A 16,925-nucleotide genomic window follows, 5' to 3' on the forward strand; every position below is an offset into this window, starting at 1 on the left:
ACTGTCAAAATTTTTATACATAACGGGAGGATATTATGGCATTTTCATTTCCGACTATACAAGAGTTTTTGGAAAGTATTTTAATCGATCATACATGTAGCCTTAATCACATTAAGCAAGTAAACGAAAGGTTTTATTATCTCCCTTCTACTACAGAAGAATATAATTGCGCCATTATTTATGTAGATGACTCATTCGCTGCATTAATTGACGCTTTTTCTTATGAATTAGCTGTTATCATCCTTAACGAAAACGATGAGCCGATATGCTGTATAACTTCTCAGCAAATCATTCCATTTCTTTATAAGTCCTACAATGAACTACAGGCATTTTATGACACCGTAATACTAACAACTGACTCTTCTGTTACAGTCATTGATAGTAAAGAATGCGTTCGAACTTGGACAGATGGTGCTGAAAAAATATTTTCAGTCAACCATAATGAAATTATTGGGAAACCGATTACTCGTTTTTTTGATTATAAAGACTTGGAAATTTTACAATCTTTACATGATGGAAAAAGCATAGTCGCTCAGTTCCATCAGCCTCGTCCCGATTTATTCGTATTAATTAATTCAAATCCAGTTTATTGTAATGATGAAATTATAGGAGCAGTCGTTTCAGAAACAGATGTTACAAATCAAGTCGCTTTAAATGAAAAACTATTTAATATGTCACATGAAATGCACCGTTTAGAACAAGAAGTGGCAAAGTATAAAGATGAATCCGATCCATTCCTTGCGATGAATGGAAAAAGTCCTGTTATACAAAGAACGATACAATTAGCTAGAAAAGTTTGTTCGGTGAAATCAACTGTTTTAATACTTGGGGAAAGCGGAGTTGGAAAAGAAGTATTTGCGAAAGCAATTCATGAAGCAAGTGAAGCAGCGAAGGCGCCTTTCATTTCGATTAACTGCGGGGCAATTCCAGAAGCGTTATTTGAAAGTGAATTATTCGGTTACGAGCGTGGGGCGTTTTCTGGAGCTAATAGTAAAGGGAAAAAAGGTAAAATTGAACTCGCACAAGGCGGTACTTTATTCCTCGATGAGATTGGCGAAATGCCGCTCGATATGCAAGTAAAACTGTTACGTGTACTACAAGAACGAAAGTATTACCGAGTTGGCGGAGAAAAAGAAATTAATATTGATTTCCGCATTATCGCTGCTACAAATCGGGATTTACAAGAAGAAATGAGAAAAGGAACTTTCCGAGAAGATTTATATTATCGTTTAAATGTAGTTAGCCTGCATATTCCACCGCTGCGTGAAAGACGAGAGGATATTATCGAACTCACATACTCATTCTTAAACGATTTTTCAATCAACTATAACAGACCAATTCGTGACTTACCTTCAAGCATTATGCATGAACTGCTTCATTACAATTGGCCAGGTAATATTCGCGAACTTCGAAACGTTGTTGAACGACTTGTGGTATTTGCGACAGACGGAATTATAAAACAAGAATATTTACCATTTCATACAACCGAAAATTTAGACAATCATACAGCTCATTCCCTATTACTCAGCAACAATAATACAATCCTTTCTTTACAAGAAGAGATGGATGAGCATGAGAAAAAAGTTATTGAAAGGGCTTTACGAATTTTAAATGGGAATAAATTAGAATGTGCAAAACAACTTGGCGTAACAAGGGCTACTTTATATAACCGTTTAAAAAAACTTGGACTTCAATAAAGAAGCAGTATGCACCGATTAGGCGTTTACAGGTAGCTCTCTCTCCCTCCTCTATATTGGCATGATTTTTGCATATATAATTTGTGCAAACCGAACTAGAGGAGGAATACACATGACCAATAAAAACAACTTAATTGTTTGTCGTTGTGAAGAGGTTACATACGGACAACTTCAATCGACAATTGCTGAATATAACTGCTCGGCAAGAGAATTAAAACTAAGGACACGTGCTGGCATGGGATTTTGCGGTGGTCGTACATGCAGAATAATGATAGATCGAATGATTGAAAATGTGAATCCTGACGTAACTCTTAATGAACTACCGTTAAAATATCAACCACCAATACGTGCAGTTACTTTTGGATCGGTAGGTGAAAGTAAATGAGTAGAATTACACATCACCCTATTTTAGGTACTTTACAAAGTAGTGAGCGTATTACTTTTCAATTTAACGGTCATCAATACGAAGCATATGAACATGAAACGATAGCTGCTGCCCTGTTAGCAAATGAAATACGGACATTAAGAGTTCATGAAGATAGCGGGACACCGCGAGGTATTTATTGTAATATCGGGCACTGTTCTGAATGCCGCGTAACAGTAAATAATCAAACAAATGTACGTGCATGCTTAACTGTTGTAGAAGAAAACATGGTTGTTGAAAGCGGGAAACAGCATCCGAATATCGTGAGAGAGATGGTGAAAAAACGATGAGTGATGTAATTATCATTGGTGCAGGACCAGCGGGATTATCTGCTTCTATCTCTTGTGCTCGTTTCGGACTAAAAGTGCTCGTTATTGATGAATTTATGAAGCCGGGTGGGAGATTGTTAGGACAGTTGCATCAAGAGCCTACTGGAGAATGGTGGAACGGAATAGAAGAATCGAAGCGACTTCATGAAGAAGCAGAATCACTTTCAGTACATATTAGGTGCGGTGTTTCGGTCTATAATTTAGATAAAGATGAAAACAATTGGTTTGTACATACTAATATCGGTACGTTAGAAGCACCGTTCGTACTACTTGCTACTGGTGCTGCGGAATATTCTATTCCCCTTTCAGGCTGGACACTTCCAGGAGTGATGTCAATTGGAGCAGCTCAAGTTATGACAAATGTTCATCGCGTGCAAGTTGGAAAAAAAGGAATCATTATTGGTGCTAACATTTTGTCTTTCGCCATTTTAAATGAATTGCAATTAGCGGGAATTAAAGTAGATCATATTGTACTCCCTGAAAAAAGCGAGTTAAGTCAAAAAGCTGGTGAACCTGAAGAAGTTTTAAACTCTCTTTTAAATGCAGCACATCTCGCTCCTTCTGCTATTTTACGAATAGGTAGCCACTTTATGAAATATGATTGGATTCGAAAAGCTGGATTAACATTCTATCCAAACAGCGGAATGAAAATAAACGGAACGCCACTTCACCTTCGGAAAGCAGCTCTTGAAATTATCGGAACAGATCAAGTTGAAGGTGTACGTATTGCTAATATTGACTCTAAAGGAAATGTTATTAATGGATCCGAGAAAATATATGAAGCAGATTTTGTTTGTATTGCTGGGGGATTATACCCACTTGCCGAACTTGCAGCTGTAGCTGGTTGTCCCTTCCATTACATTTCAGAATTAGGCGGACACGTTCCTCTCCATTCCGAAACAATGGAAACCCCTCTTCCTGGTTTATTTGTAGCTGGCAATATTACAGGCATTGAAAGCGGAAAAATTGCGATGGCGCAAGGAACTGTTGCAGGTCTATCAATTGCTAAATATGCAGGTGAAAAACATGATATAGTCGACCAACAATTATATCACGCCATGCAAAACGTTCACTCTGTTCGTCAAAAAGCTGCAATTCAGTTTAATCCGATGGTAGATATCGGTAGACGAAAAATGAATGAAATTTGGCGTGATTATTCTTCTACATATGCACATACTAAAAAGAGCTGCTGAGATTATTCTCAACAGCTCTTTTCTCTACTCATCTGAGTTATTAAATCTCGCTAATGCGTAAATACCTTCTTCATCATCTAATTCAAGTTGTAATCTCGCTGCGAATGAATTGACATTATATTCTCTGTCAAGCAATAAGCGTAATGCTTCGATTAAGTTTGCTTGAATTAAAATTTGCTGGCGACCATTTACCTCTACTTCCGCAGAGAAACCGTAGTCATCGTCATACATGAGTTCAACTAACACTTCTTCTGGACCCACTTGTCTTTTTTCAGCTATATATACGCAAAGCGCATTTATTAATTCTTGTTCAGAAATTTTTATTGTTTCCATGCTACTTCATCTGCCTTCTTTTTACGTTGGTCTTTGAAGTATTTAAATGCACGAACTGCTAACATTACGATACCAGCCATTACTAACATATTTACCATAAACGCTAATACAGAACCAAGAGCTCCCATATTTGCAAATAAGCTACCCATTAGTAAACCACCAAGACCACCTAGTAATAAACCTTTCATAAAGCTTCCTTTATTACTTTTTGGTGCTGTGTTTGTTGCTTTCGTTTTTGAATCTGGAGTCGTTTTTTGAGAATTTACATTTGAGTCTTTTTTGTTTAAATCAACTTTTGACTTTTGACCTGAACTTGGTGTAAATGATTTTTTACCAGATTTGTAACTTTTCGCTGCCGCATGATCTACGAACATAAAGCTGCTAGCCCCAAAGATAACCATAAATGCTGTCATTACTGCTACAAGTTTTTTCAACATATTATATCCATTCTCCTTTTATATAGATATATGTGAAATCTATCTTTCTAGTAAATTCAGAATGATAGATTTGTTTTTAAGAACATTTTAAAGGTTCTTATGAACTTATTATATGAACTTTTGTCGAAATATGCAAGTATTATTTACTTTCAACAGTTTGGTGACAAAGGAAAAATTAAGCAAAACAGAATTGACTTTAAATGAAACAAAACATATTATAAGTTCATAAGAACTTTTTATTATTTTGGAGGTGAAAAGATGGAAACATTTCATCTCACACGAAACGAAATGGCTACCCTTCTTCTATCACTAAGAGGATGGAATACGAAAAAGCCTCTCGGTATTTTACAAGAAGCTTGGGCAAAGTCACATAAAAAAGATATTGAAAGCGGACAAAGCGTTACAGCTTTTATTACTACCGCACTTTCACCTATTTTTGAAAAGCTGATTAAAATTGACGATACTGATGTCGGTTTTTCTTTAAATGAAATAGTTGCGCTTGGCAATCAGATTGAAAACACAAGTTTCTCTGTAACTGCTATGCAAAACTGGGTGAAACGAGATATAAAAGAAATGATTGGCTCTCCTCAAAAAGGGAAAAAATATTCAATTGAACAAGCAGCCTTACTATTTATTGTCGAAGATTTAAAAACAGCACTTGATTTTGAATCCATTCGTAAGCTATTACGCCTTATTGTAAATGACCCAGCCGATCGAAGTGATGATTTAATCAATCCTGTTCATTTATATGTAGCATACTCTTCTCTATTTGAAGAACTCAATCAAGGGAATTGCTTACAATTAAATGCAACAGATACCGTTCATACAATTGAAAACATCGTAAAAGAAAAAGCTGATAAAATCGCAAGCAAGTTCGATCAAATTAATAACGAACAACGCGAAGCAATTCGTAACGCTATTATTATTGCGACCCTTTCTGTACATACCGCATATGTACAAATGTTAGCAAAACGTTACGTAACAGCAACTTTATTTTTACAGAACTTAGATGTGAAGCCTTAAAAAAATAGGAGCAGAAATGCTTCTATTTTTTATGAGAAATTTTTAATAATCTTTTCATTAACCCTTCATGAAAACGCGGCTTATATCCTTTACTATAATACTTATAAGAGACATAAAAGAATTGAAATAGCAATCCCCTATGTAAATAAGGTATAATCTACATATAGTGAACCTTTTATGTCATTAAATAAATGGTTCTTATACTCAAAAATTCATAAACTAGAAGGTGCAACAATGTTAAGTAGTTTTATTCATTCAGTATTAACGTTTTTTGAAGGATTAGGTTATTGGGGCATTATGCTTGGACTTATGATTGAGATTATCCCAAGTGAAATTGTCCTTGCTTATGCAGGATACTTAGTATTCAATGGAAGTATCTCATTTATAGGTGCTGTTGTATTCGGTACAATTGGCGGTGTTATTGCCCAAATCTTTATTTATTGGCTTGGACGATACGGCGGACGACCTATATTAGAACGTTATGGAAAATATATTTTCATACATAAAAAACAAATAGATGCTGCAGAAGATTGGTTTAATCGTTACGGAACTGGCGTCATTTTTACAGCACGCTTCATTCCAGTAGTGCGTCATGCGATTTCAATTCCTGCTGGTATTACAAAAATGCCTTTACTACGTTTCACTACATTAACAGCACTCGCAATCATCCCTTGGTCCATCATTTTCATTTATCTAGGTGAAAAACTAGGCGAAAACTGGGAGAATATAAACGATATTGCTGGTCCGTATGTGAAATCATTTGCAATTGGTGGCGTCGTACTTATACTTTTATACTTCGTTATAAAAAAATGGACAAAAAAGCGCAAAAATCTTGCTTAAGAATATAATAAAAACCGCTATAAATTCATTCGGAATTATAGCGGTTTTCTATTTATATATGAATTAATCTCCAGGAATTATATAACACCTTTCCATCTACATTTACATGGATAAGCAACCATTCGATCATTCCTTTCGTATATTATCTCAAAAAGGAGTGATTCCCCTATGCATTGGCAGCAAAAAATACCATACTTAATCGGACGCCCTATCGGTATTTCCTTCATAAATGGGCAAGGAACTTCAGGTGTATTATGTTCAGCGCATGATGGGCAATTATATGTGTATGAATACCTTTATCAAGCCCAGTTCGCAATGAAACATTATGATTATAGACAGGTTCAAGATATACATGCATTCCCAAATTGTCCTCACCAAAATCCTCTATACTAAAAAAATCGGAACGGCTCATAGCCATTCCGATTTCTATACTTTATTTCTCAGAATAAAATTTCTGCACTGCTTCATCAAAATAAATCCAACCTTTCCAGCCTAAATGAATCGTATCTTTTAAGAAATACTTATCATATTCATGACCAGAGAAATCAACTACTGGATATCCTGCTTTCTCAACCTGTTCTCGAACTTTATTATAATACACTTCACGGCGTTCTTTCGGGAAGCCAGTATAATCATACCAAGGCCCATTTACAGGTACAGAAATAAAGAGTGGTTTGACATTTTTCTCTTTAAATAAATCTAAAATAATTTGTAAATCATCATATTCTGGTGATTCATCATATGTTTCATTTGCTCTAAAGTTTTTTAAACCTTTTAGTTTTTTCTTCAGATTATTCTTATGATAATACGGATTTTCAATTCCGAATGTATTTGTAGTAGACTCAGCTTTCCCTTCTTGTTCTGCGTGTTTACGTGCGTCTTCCCAAGAAATTGAACGAAGCCCGCTATTGGTTTTCTCTTTCATCGGTTCGATTTTAAATAAAGAGTTAAATAAATCTCTATGATCTAAAATATTTCGATACATATAAGCAAGTGGTTTAACTAAACCTGCTTTTATGTTATGTTTCGTATCATTATATACAATACCTTCTAATGAATTTTTTAATATATCATCTTCTTGAACAACTTTATAATCTAATAGCCGTTTCGCGATTTGCTTCTTCATTTCTGGATTTATCTCATCATTAAAAATAAAATGATATGCTTGTTGTTTGGAGAAATTATTAGTGAAATCCCCTTGTGAAACACCAGTCTTTGTAAACCATTGTGGTGAAAGAACAAAGACTACTTTTTTACCTTCTAATTCATCCATAGTAGATGTCATATTTAAAATATGAGCTAAACTTTGTGTACCGCCAGTTCCAATTAAAAACGGTGTAAAACCAGCTGGATTTACTTTGAAATAATTAGACGGATGATATGCATCCATTCGTAAAAATTCTGATGAACCGTACATCGGTAAATACTGTGAATTATCTAACATTTTTTGCTGTAAGAAAGCACTTTGTAATTTCTCTTTTTGTAAAGAAGTTGCCGCATCTTCTACCTTCTTATCACTAATAAGCGATACCAAACTTTTCGATGGGATTAGAATGATAATGAAAAACAGCACACACGCTAAAATTATAGGACCAAAAGCATGCTTCATTTTCATCTTCTGTCCCTCTTTCTATCGTTATTAACTTGTAACCCTTGTTTTTGACACGTCATCTTTTCTCTCCTTTTTCTCTATACATGTTCCATTCTATTTATCTATTATATACATGTATGTATTTCCTTCCTTGTTCTATTAAGCCCTATATAAATAGCGCCAGAAAATGTTTCCATAGAAACACGTTAATTATACAAGATTCTACATAAATTTCACACTGGAATTTTAGTAATAATTTTATTTTTAAGTCGTGAAAAAACATATGAAATGTCTATATTTCATTCGGAACTGTACAAAAAACAGACTATCACACACGTGAAGTCTGTTTCCCCATTCTTTTATTTTTGTACATCTGCCCATTTTAAACTTGTAGATGGACCAAATTGATGTACATATAAATCTTTCACATATGGTTTTTGTAAGTAAGATAATCCACGCTGGAATACCGGTGCAATTACTGCATCATCAAGTAGCATTTTTTCAGCATCTTGCATTGCTTTCCAGCGAGCCTTTTCATCATTACCTAATTCTGTTTTAATCTTCTTAATTAACGCATCATATTCTGGGTTTGCATATTCTGTATTATTAACACTGCTTCCAGAAAGGAATACTTCTAAGTAAGTCATTGGATCTGGATAATCCGGTAACCAGCGTGATAACGACATTTCATATTCTTTCTTCTTCTCAAGTGCTAATTTTTGCGTATGTGGCTGTAATTTCACATTCACTTTTAATCCAGGTAAATTTTTCTCAAGCTGCTCTTTAATGTACTCTCCGACTTTTTTAAAGTTTTCTAAGTCATAATTTAATAGTTCTAACGTCACTTCATTTGTACCTGTCTCTTGTTTTGCTTTCTCCCAATATTCCTTCGCCTGTTTTACATTCGTCTTATTAAACTCACCAGCCGTACTTCTAAAATCTTTCTTATCTGGGCCTTTTAAGAATCCTTTTGGTACGTAATAATTTGCAGCAACCGAACCATCATTTAAAAATGAATCTGCGAGTCCTTTCTTATCAAAAACTGTACTTAGCGCAAGCCTTGCATTTTTATTTTTAAGAATCGGTACATTTTCATTAAATCGGAAGAAGTACATAACTGGATCTGTGTATTGTTTTAGCTCTTTATTATTTTTATATTTATCTACGAATTCTGTAGAAATAACAGCTCTATCAACTTTATCTGTTTCATATAAATTTACCGCAGTTGAAATTTCTTTTACAATTTGATAGTTTACTTCATCTAACTTCACTTCTTTTTTATCCCAATACTTATCGTTTTTCTTCATTGTAAAGCTAGCTTCATGCTTCCACTCTGATAATGTAAACGGTCCATTATATACCGCTTTATTTGCTTCTAATCCATATTTATCACCTTGCTCTTTCGCATATTTTTCATTAATTGGATAGAAGGATGGTAAAATTAATAATTTCGTAAAATACGGTACAGGATGTTCTAGCTCTACAACGAATGTTTTATCATCCTTCGCTTTTACTCCTAATTCATCTAGACCTAGTTGCTTTTTATTTATCTTCTCAGCGTTTTTCACATCGTACGCAATGTATGCATATTGAGAAGCGGTATCTGGATTAATCAATTGCTTCCAAGCGTATACGTAATCATGAGCGGTTACTGGATCTCCGTTTGACCATTTCGCATCACGCAAATGAAATGTATATGTCTTTCCATCTTTACTCACTTCATATTTTTGTGCGCCTGCCTCAATTACTTCATCATTTTTCGATAGACGGAATAGTCCTTCCATTACGTTATTCAAAACGTTAAACGAGACTGCATCTGTGACTTTCCCTGAGTTTAACGACGGAATTTCACCCGTTTCTAGTAACTGTAATACTTTCTTTTCATCTTTCGGCTTTGTTGTAGTTTTTTCTTTTGCGCAGCCAACTAAAAATGAAGAAACTAATAGAGTACTAACTAATGAGTAACGAACAACTTTTTTCATTTAAAAACCCCCTCTATTTTTAAGGTAAGTAACGACGAGCACCAGCGTATTCTTCTATATATCCTGGTGTATTTAGTGGTATAATCTCTACCGACCTTTCAGCTCTTGGTGAGTGAATCATATTGCCATCACCAATATACATTGCAACGTGATGGACACTACCTTTCCCTTGATCATGTGCAAAGAAGATTAAATCTCCCTTTTGTAAGTTTTCTTTATCAACTGCAATTCCTGCTCTTGATTGCGGTCCAGAATCTCGCGGAATTGTAATGCCGTGCGATTTATAGATCGTATGTGTGAAGCCAGAGCAATCAAATCCAAAACCACTTGTACCAGCCCATATATACGGTAAACCTAAAAACATTTTCCCTGTGTTAATTAAATCATCAGCTGTCGGTTTTGGAATATCAGTTTGAGAACGGTAAACTGTTCCATCATTTTTTCGTAGCCATGCTTTCTGACCATTTGGCAACAATACACGGTATGACATTGTGTCTTCACTTAATAGCGGCAGTCTTGTATTATAACTGACTTCAAGTGATTTATGTTTTTCAGAAGGATTTATATATAAAATCGCTGTTGGCTTTGTTATTAACACAAAAGGTTCATTTGTTTTATCTGCAAATTCTTGATTATATGTTAATTGCTTTTCAGGCATCCAGCCCGGATAACCTTCTTCATTTCGTGGTGTTGGCTGTCCATGCACTAATACCTTCACCCACTCGCCTTTCTTATCAATAACGGTTACTTCTTGACCGAGTAACGCTTGTGTTTCTAATTTATTTGCATTTGTTAACCATAGTTTCTCGTCAAGTGTCATTGATTTCGTCCATTTCCATAGATCCACTGGATTTGTTGCACTCGGTGTATCGATTGACCTTAATGAATCAGGTGCTGTCCATAACGTTGCAGCAGATACATCTATAAATGCTTTATTATCCTTCTTTTCTTCAGCATTTGCCGATGTAAACGATGAAAATATAAATAAAGTTGTTAAAAATGCAGTTCCTACTTTTTTCATATATATCCCCCTTAAAAAAATAGTTTACTAGTCTCTTCTCCTAAGACTTACTATTCACTGTCGATTGAAGGTTTACCTTTGATCCAGAATAAGTCATTCCTTCTGGCTCTTCCATTAACCAAAGCGGTGCATCAAGATCAAAATAATGTATATTAGGATGTGCTGCCGCTAAATGTGCAACAGCGCTAACGGAAAGTGAAGATTCCATCATACTTCCCACCATACACTTCACACCAGCCGTTTCTGCGATATCTGCAATACGCCATGCTTCACGTATGCCACCACATTTCATTAATTTAATATTAATTAAGTCTGCGTATCTTCCTTGAACGAGCTTTAATGCATCACTTGCTGAAAATATACTTTCATCGGCCATAATTGGCGTTTGCACACGATCTTTGACGTACTTTAACCCATCCCAATCTTTCGCGTGTACTGGTTGTTCAATAAATTCTATATTTAAATTACGATTTTCCATCTCTTGAATAATAGAGATCGCTTCTTTTGGACTCCAACCTTGATTCGCATCTAAACGTAATGTCGTATTTCTTGGTACTACATTTCGAATTGCCTCAATACGTTCCAAATCTAAATGCGCCTCTTTACCCACTTTAATCTTTAATGTTTGAAATCCTTTTTCTATATGTTTCTTCGCTTCTTTTGCCATTAATACAGGCTCATCCACACTCACTGTAATATCGGTATAAATTTCTTTCTTCCCGCCTAACAATGCATATAACGGCACATTTTGATATTGGCAATATACATCATATAGAGCGATATCTACCGCTGCTTTCGCACTTGAATTTCCAATACAACTCATTTGAATGCGCTGTAGTAACTGCTGAAACTGAATGATATCTTGACCAATTAAACATGAACGCATCGGTCCTAAAATCGCATCTTCCATTCCACTGGTGAAATCACCCGTAATAACTGGCGTTGCGGCTGCAGCCCCCTTACCAATCACTCCTTCGTCTGTATGAATATAAACATCTATACTTTCAATTTCTGTTACAGTACGAAGCGCGGTTTTAAACGGTGTATGAAGTTTTACACGTCTACGATTTACTTTTACATCTGTAATTTTCATTTTGTTCATCCTTTCGTTCTCCAATGAAGTGAAATCTTAATCCACCGGAGATTTATACCCACGAATTATTAGGTAAACTCATTGGGCATTTACTCTTCTATCACTCTACTTTGTTTTCGTTTACTTTTGATGTAGAACGATAATGTGAAATAAAAAAATCCAGCCATAAGAATGATTCTTACGGCTGGATTTTGTCTATGATTGAGTAGACAAAGCAGCAATCTGATTATATTTTTTCTGTGCATCTTTTAGCGCTACAAGTAACGCTTTTTGAGAAGAGCCGAAATATCGGTTCTTTACTTCCATTACTAACGCCGGGTCATTTATATTTTTATGTAGAAATAAATATTTAACAAATTGAGATGTTAATGCAATTGTCGCTGAGCAGTCTGCATCTACAATTTCCCCTGTATCCTTAACAAGTACAAATGCTACGAAATAGCTTTTAAACTTTTCAGTAATGGGATTATTTTGAGGTGCTTTCGCATCCCCTACGATATAAATTGTATTTGAAGCGTACACAGCTATCTTCCTTTCTTATACGAGGATAACGGGTTTCTTAATAGTCGTATGAGCGAGGAACTCAACGTTGATTAAAAAATATATCCGCTTACCTTGTATTATAATATAATTGACAGAATTTTAACAACATTTATTTTAGTGCATATTCCATATTTATGCAAATAGCTTAAACTCTTCATTTTTACAATATGTGATTGTTCCTTGTACCATGACATTCATACATAAAAAACTGCACCTCCAATTGTTNATTGGAGGTGCAGTTCAATGGCTAACTGTTTTTTTATTACTTTGGCATCACAAATATAGTTTCATTTGACTTAGAAAATTGATACTCTTTTCTCGCAAACTTCAAAATTTCTTCTTCATCGTCTGTTAAATTTTCTATGTTAGTCTTTAAAGAACCTTTATCTTTCTTTAAAGATACTAATTGTTTCTTTTGATCCGTAATCGTATCTTTCTTTTTATCAATTACTTCTTGTTGTTTCGTTAAAATATATTGAACGTACAGAGTAGTTGCCGCAATAAAAAGGACCATTAAAATAAGACGCCTTAACTTCTTTTTATTTATCTTACGCTTGTCACTAGGTTGTGATGATTGTTCTGGTATATTAGGAACATTTACTCGTTTGAGTTTCCTCATTCAAATCCCCCTAACCCATATTTTTCACTACCATCGGCACATTTTCTTACTAAACTAAATTCTATTCTTATAAAATAAACTCCTTCACAAAAATATCCCATAAATTTACCAATTAAAGATAGCATTCGACGACATTTCTACATTTACACCGTTTTTTTTTATACATGCTGCTATAAAATAGTAGTTTCTGTAATTCTTTTTCTACTATTGTAGAAGAGTTTTTTCACACAAAAAATTCTTACCCCACATATCCATGTTATAACATGCTTACAAGGAGGGGAAATATGCATTACCGCACATTAGGTAAAACTGGAATAACTGTTTCTGAAATAGGTTTTGGGGCATGGGCAATCGGTGGTGATGAATGGGGACCTGTTAACGATAAACAATCTATAACTGCTATAAAAAAAGCAATTGAGTGTGGTGTGAATTTTATTGATACTGCGGATGTGTATGGTTTAGGACATAGTGAAAAGTTGGTGGCCACCGCGATTAAAGGACATCGTAATGATATTATCCTATCAACGAAAGGTGGTTTAATCGGACACCACTACGACCCTAATGGAGTTCCTGTATATGATACTCCCGAAAAAATCATCGCCGTATTTGAAACAAGTTTACAACGTCTTCAAACAGATTATATTGATCTTTATTTTTGTCATATTTGGTGGCATAATCGTAGAGAAACAGAAGCATTTCTACGTGCATTTGACATATTAAAACGTGATGGAAAAGTAAGGGCAGTCGGTGTTTCGACTCATGATTTACAATACATTCATCATTTCAATAACAACAACGAAATTGATATCGTACAACTTGATTACAATATATTAAATCGAAAACCTGAAAAAGATATTTTACCATTCTTACAAGAGGAAAATCTAGGAGCTATTATTCGTGGTCCATTAAAAATGGGCATTTTAACTGGAAAATTCACAAATAAAACAATTTTTCCAGATGGAGATTTACGCAAAGATTGGCCAAATGAAACTTGGTTTCAAGAAGACTTACAAACCGTAGAGAAACTTCGGTTGCTCTCAAATAAAAATCAGACCCTAGGGCAACTTGCACTTCGCTATGTACTCTCTCATCCGGCAGTAAGTGTTGTAATTCCTGGTGCCAAAACCGGAATGCAAGCACAAGAAAATGCAAATGCATCTGTTCGCCCTATTTTGAGTGATGAAGAGCTTAACTATATTCATTCAATATAAAAAGCCCAATTCGGGCTTTTTAATTTGGCAAACTAATATCATACTCCATTCGCTTCGCTGTGTCCTCCGCAACATGCATACCTAACAAGTTTTTCACAATATGAAATGCCATATTAATTCCAGCTGAAATTCCAGCAGATGTTATAATATGTCCTTCATCTACAAACTTTACATTTTCTATAACTTCAACATTTTGAAACTCATTTTGAAACTTTTCAATACTAGCCCAATGTGTTGTTGCTTTTAAACCTTCCAGTAAACCTGCTTTCGCCAGTAATAGCGCTCCTGTACAAACTGAAGTCATCAGCGTTACTTCTTTCATTTGTTGGCGAATCCATTTTATTACTATTTCATTTTTTATTTCATATTCTCTAGCACCTAGCCCACCCGGAATTATTAAAATATTCACTGGTGGTAAATTTTCAATACTATAATCTGGCTGTACCTTCAATCCGTTCCTTGCTGTAATCATTTCCCCATTCTCGCTAACTGTATAAACAGTAAATGGTTTTTCTTCATTCACCTCAGTTACAGAAAAAACTTCAAATGGCCCTGCAAAGTCTAACACTTCTACTTCATTAAATAAAAATATACCAACACTCCATTTATTCATCATAAGTTCACTTCCTGTTTCAAATGATGTAATAGATGATCATATCCTTTTTCTAATGCAATATCATACGCTGTTTTCCCATCATTTTTCTTTATCATCTTATTAGCTCCATTTTTAAGGAGTAACATAATTATTTCTTCATTTCCTAATAATGCCGCTTCGTGAAGTCCTGTCCAGCCACCACTTTGCATAATATTTACATCTGATCCTTTTTCAATTAAGAAAGCAACAAGTTCACTTTGCTTGTTCGCAATTGCTGCTTGCAAAGGCGTATTTTCATTTTCGTTTTTCGCTCTACTATGTATATCTGCACCGCTTTCTAAAAGAAAACTCGCTATTTCTTTCTGTCCAAAATAAGCTGCTAAATGAAGTGGTGTCCATCCATCTTCACTACATTCGTTAACAATACTTGGACTCGCCTTTATAAACTCCACTACTTTTTCCTTATGACCACTTAAAACAGCTTGTGCTATTGATTGTAAATGCTCCATAATAATCTCCTATCCTTCAAAATATTTAAGCATCCCCTTCTACATGTTCTATTAATTATTACATTTTCCTTTTAAAAACTTAAGTTTACATAATAATATTATAAATCACTTTTGTACTAATGTTGAATAGCAATAATGTTAAAAATAATACCTTTAAACAATAAAGACTATGATTTCATTAGAGTTACTGAAAAAAGCAATTAAAAAAACTATACACATAGTTTTCATCATATTCGTTCAGTTGCATAAACTAAAACAGGTAATGTTTATTCTGCTATTCATGCTTTCAACATATGAAATAATATTATTCCAATAAAAAAACAATCCATTTTAAAAATGGATTGTTTTTTTATTTCTGTTTTATGCGGTTTTATTTTATTTTTGTATTTTCAATGACGAAATAATTACGTTTACAAAAATGAAACGCCACTATCTTTGTCCCTCTTATAGTGAGCTTTTCGTTTGAAAACAAAAAACTTATTTTCGCCTTACGATTGAAAAAACATATGTAAAAATCTCTAAAACAGCTGCCTTATCATACTAATCTATAGCAATTCTGTCTTCTTCCCTTACCTGTTTCCTTTAACACATACGATTTTAAAACAAGCGCCGTTAATGAATCTGTTAATGTTTTATATGATAAATTTGATAATGCCAATAGATCGTTTGTATATAACATTCTATGCTTCTCTAATAATAATAGTACTAATCGTTCAGACGGTTTTAATGCCTCATCACTTTCTAGTATAAAGTCTATATTTTTCATTTCTCTAATTACTACTCCTTATATAAAAAAATACTTTATGTGCTAATTTAATATAAAAATAATACATAACAAAATTTGAAATATATTAAAATAACATTGTTTTAAAACACTATTATACTATAACATATAAAAAGCATTTCCCGAAATAGGAAATGCTTTTTATATTGGTTATATAATTCTTCAAAAACTACATTTAAAGACGGTTAGTCATTCTCTAAAAATGAATGACTAACCGTCTTCCAGCTTCTTCTCAATTAACATGTTTTACCTTAAATATTTCTTGCAATATGTGGCTTACTGTAATGACTTGTTCCACCGCCACCTACTACCACTTTACCGCCTTTTTCGAAAATTAATAATTTACTTGAACCATCTGCAAGAAGTACAATTACTTCAGCATTATTACTTGTTGCTACATAAATTACATAACCACTCTTTGATATACAAGTTTCCCAATTCGCATCAAATTCTGATCTTACTACACGATTTGAATACACTTGATTTTCAATTCTATCTTGTTCTATATTTTCCAAATTGATTCCTCCCACTTCACTAAAATAGCATTTATAGGAAATAACAGCCCTATATAAAATAGTAGCTGACTTTAACATAAATAGTATATGTAGTAAGTAGCAGAATGCTTGGACAATGAAAACCTAATAACATGTAAGCGATATACAATTAAAATAAGGCAATCGATCTTATATCAATTGCCTTAT

20 protein-coding genes are annotated in these 16,925 nt (G+C 34.2%); 8 read left to right on the forward strand and 12 right to left on the reverse strand.

Annotated features, from left to right (window positions below):
• Positions 1-35: 35 nt before the first annotated feature.
• The 4 genes from ACTJJY_RS07190 to ACTJJY_RS07205 all read left to right on the forward strand — a co-directional run bounded on the left by ACTJJY_RS07190 (position 36) and on the right by ACTJJY_RS07205 (position 3,643).
• On the forward strand, positions 36-1,697 hold the full coding sequence (locus ACTJJY_RS07190; RefSeq protein WP_440605313.1) for a sigma-54 interaction domain-containing protein: 1,662 nt from the start codon (positions 36-38) through the stop codon (positions 1,695-1,697).
• Positions 1,698-1,809: 112 nt separating this feature from the next.
• Positions 1,810-2,082 carry a (2Fe-2S)-binding protein gene (locus ACTJJY_RS07195; RefSeq protein WP_000182620.1) on the forward strand — a complete coding sequence of 91 codons (273 nt, stop codon included), beginning with the start codon at positions 1,810-1,812 and terminating at the stop codon, positions 2,080-2,082.
• A complete protein-coding gene (locus ACTJJY_RS07200; protein WP_000087063.1) occupies positions 2,079-2,411 on the forward strand; it encodes a (2Fe-2S)-binding protein in 333 nt (110 codons plus the stop codon). The genes ACTJJY_RS07195 and ACTJJY_RS07200 overlap by 4 nt, the downstream gene beginning before the upstream one ends.
• A complete protein-coding gene (locus ACTJJY_RS07205; RefSeq protein WP_440605314.1) occupies positions 2,408-3,643 on the forward strand; it encodes an NAD(P)/FAD-dependent oxidoreductase in 1,236 nt (411 codons plus the stop codon). The genes ACTJJY_RS07200 and ACTJJY_RS07205 overlap by 4 nt, the downstream gene beginning before the upstream one ends.
• A 24-nt stretch (positions 3,644-3,667) precedes the next feature.
• Here the strand turns inward: ACTJJY_RS07205 and ACTJJY_RS07210 are convergent, their stop codons facing one another.
• Together ACTJJY_RS07210 and ACTJJY_RS07215 are read right to left on the reverse strand one after the other, a co-directional pair.
• Positions 3,668-3,976 carry a YxcD family protein gene (locus ACTJJY_RS07210; RefSeq protein ID WP_000447762.1) on the reverse strand — a complete coding sequence of 103 codons (309 nt, stop codon included), beginning with the start codon at positions 3,974-3,976 and terminating at the stop codon, positions 3,668-3,670.
• A complete protein-coding gene (locus ACTJJY_RS07215) occupies positions 3,964-4,413 on the reverse strand; it encodes a hypothetical protein (RefSeq protein WP_000914478.1) in 450 nt (149 codons plus the stop codon). The genes ACTJJY_RS07210 and ACTJJY_RS07215 overlap by 13 nt, the downstream gene beginning before the upstream one ends.
• A gap of 258 nt (positions 4,414-4,671) precedes the next feature.
• Between ACTJJY_RS07215 and ACTJJY_RS07220 the strand changes: the two genes are divergently transcribed.
• The 3 genes from ACTJJY_RS07220 to ACTJJY_RS07230 all read left to right on the forward strand — a co-directional run bounded on the left by ACTJJY_RS07220 (position 4,672) and on the right by ACTJJY_RS07230 (position 6,669).
• Positions 4,672-5,436, forward strand: a complete 765-nt coding sequence (locus ACTJJY_RS07220) for a DUF1836 domain-containing protein (protein ID WP_000447231.1) — start codon at positions 4,672-4,674, stop codon at positions 5,434-5,436.
• Between the two features lie 234 nt (positions 5,437-5,670).
• Positions 5,671-6,276: a DedA family protein gene (locus tag ACTJJY_RS07225; RefSeq protein WP_000952913.1), complete on the forward strand. Its 606-nt coding sequence runs from the start codon at positions 5,671-5,673 to the stop codon at positions 6,274-6,276.
• A gap of 168 nt (positions 6,277-6,444) precedes the next feature.
• Complete coding sequence (locus tag ACTJJY_RS07230) at positions 6,445-6,669, forward strand: hypothetical protein (protein ID WP_000558692.1); 225 nt, start codon at positions 6,445-6,447, stop codon at positions 6,667-6,669.
• A 40-nt stretch (positions 6,670-6,709) separates the two neighbouring features.
• On the opposite strand, the gene dltD is transcribed toward ACTJJY_RS07230, so the two are convergent.
• The 6 genes from dltD to ACTJJY_RS07260 form a co-directional block, all read right to left on the reverse strand.
• Entirely contained in the window at positions 6,710-7,891 is a 1,182-nt protein-coding gene (dltD, locus tag ACTJJY_RS07235; protein WP_098127586.1) for a D-alanyl-lipoteichoic acid biosynthesis protein DltD, read from the reverse strand.
• Positions 7,892-8,226: 335 nt separating this feature from the next.
• Positions 8,227-9,849, reverse strand: coding sequence for a peptide ABC transporter substrate-binding protein (locus tag ACTJJY_RS07240; RefSeq protein WP_095690712.1), 1,623 nt, complete (start codon positions 9,847-9,849; stop codon positions 8,227-8,229).
• Positions 9,850-9,868: 19 nt separating this feature from the next.
• Positions 9,869-10,870 (reverse strand): C40 family peptidase, encoded by a 1,002-nt coding sequence (locus ACTJJY_RS07245; RefSeq protein WP_078993775.1) that lies wholly within the window; start codon positions 10,868-10,870, stop codon positions 9,869-9,871.
• 40 nt (positions 10,871-10,910) lie between these two features.
• The gene (locus ACTJJY_RS07250) at positions 10,911-11,972 is read right to left on the reverse strand and encodes a dipeptide epimerase (protein ID WP_120460708.1); all 1,062 of its coding nucleotides are present in this window, start codon (positions 11,970-11,972) and stop codon (positions 10,911-10,913) included.
• A gap of 186 nt (positions 11,973-12,158) precedes the next feature.
• Positions 12,159-12,485, reverse strand: a complete 327-nt coding sequence (locus ACTJJY_RS07255) for a DUF3870 domain-containing protein (RefSeq protein ID WP_000271314.1) — start codon at positions 12,483-12,485, stop codon at positions 12,159-12,161.
• A gap of 283 nt (positions 12,486-12,768) precedes the next feature.
• A complete protein-coding gene (locus tag ACTJJY_RS07260; protein ID WP_001228739.1) occupies positions 12,769-13,125 on the reverse strand; it encodes an FtsB family cell division protein in 357 nt (118 codons plus the stop codon).
• 284 nt (positions 13,126-13,409) lie between these two features.
• Here ACTJJY_RS07260 and ACTJJY_RS07265 point away from each other — a divergent pair, with 284 nt between their 5' ends.
• The gene (locus tag ACTJJY_RS07265; RefSeq protein ID WP_095690711.1) at positions 13,410-14,336 is read left to right on the forward strand and encodes an aldo/keto reductase; all 927 of its coding nucleotides are present in this window, start codon (positions 13,410-13,412) and stop codon (positions 14,334-14,336) included.
• A gap of 19 nt (positions 14,337-14,355) precedes the next feature.
• Here ACTJJY_RS07265 and ACTJJY_RS07270 read toward each other — a convergent pair whose 3' ends face one another.
• The 4 genes from ACTJJY_RS07270 to ACTJJY_RS07285 form a co-directional block, all read right to left on the reverse strand.
• A complete protein-coding gene (locus ACTJJY_RS07270; protein WP_440605315.1) occupies positions 14,356-14,952 on the reverse strand; it encodes a DJ-1/PfpI family protein in 597 nt (198 codons plus the stop codon).
• Positions 14,949-15,440 carry an ankyrin repeat domain-containing protein gene (locus tag ACTJJY_RS07275; protein ID WP_065484052.1) on the reverse strand — a complete coding sequence of 164 codons (492 nt, stop codon included), beginning with the start codon at positions 15,438-15,440 and terminating at the stop codon, positions 14,949-14,951. Before ACTJJY_RS07275 ends, ACTJJY_RS07270 begins: the two co-directional genes overlap by 4 nt.
• A 535-nt stretch (positions 15,441-15,975) precedes the next feature.
• Positions 15,976-16,206: a hypothetical protein gene (locus ACTJJY_RS07280; protein ID WP_000789031.1), complete on the reverse strand. Its 231-nt coding sequence runs from the start codon at positions 16,204-16,206 to the stop codon at positions 15,976-15,978.
• 269 nt (positions 16,207-16,475) lie between these two features.
• Positions 16,476-16,739 (reverse strand): hypothetical protein, encoded by a 264-nt coding sequence (locus ACTJJY_RS07285; RefSeq protein WP_016081250.1) that lies wholly within the window; start codon positions 16,737-16,739, stop codon positions 16,476-16,478.
• Positions 16,740-16,925 lie beyond the last annotated feature (186 nt).

Source organism: Bacillus sp. 22475 (assembly GCF_052044835.1).
GTDB lineage: Bacteria > Bacillota > Bacilli > Bacillales > Bacillaceae_G > Bacillus_A > Bacillus_A cereus.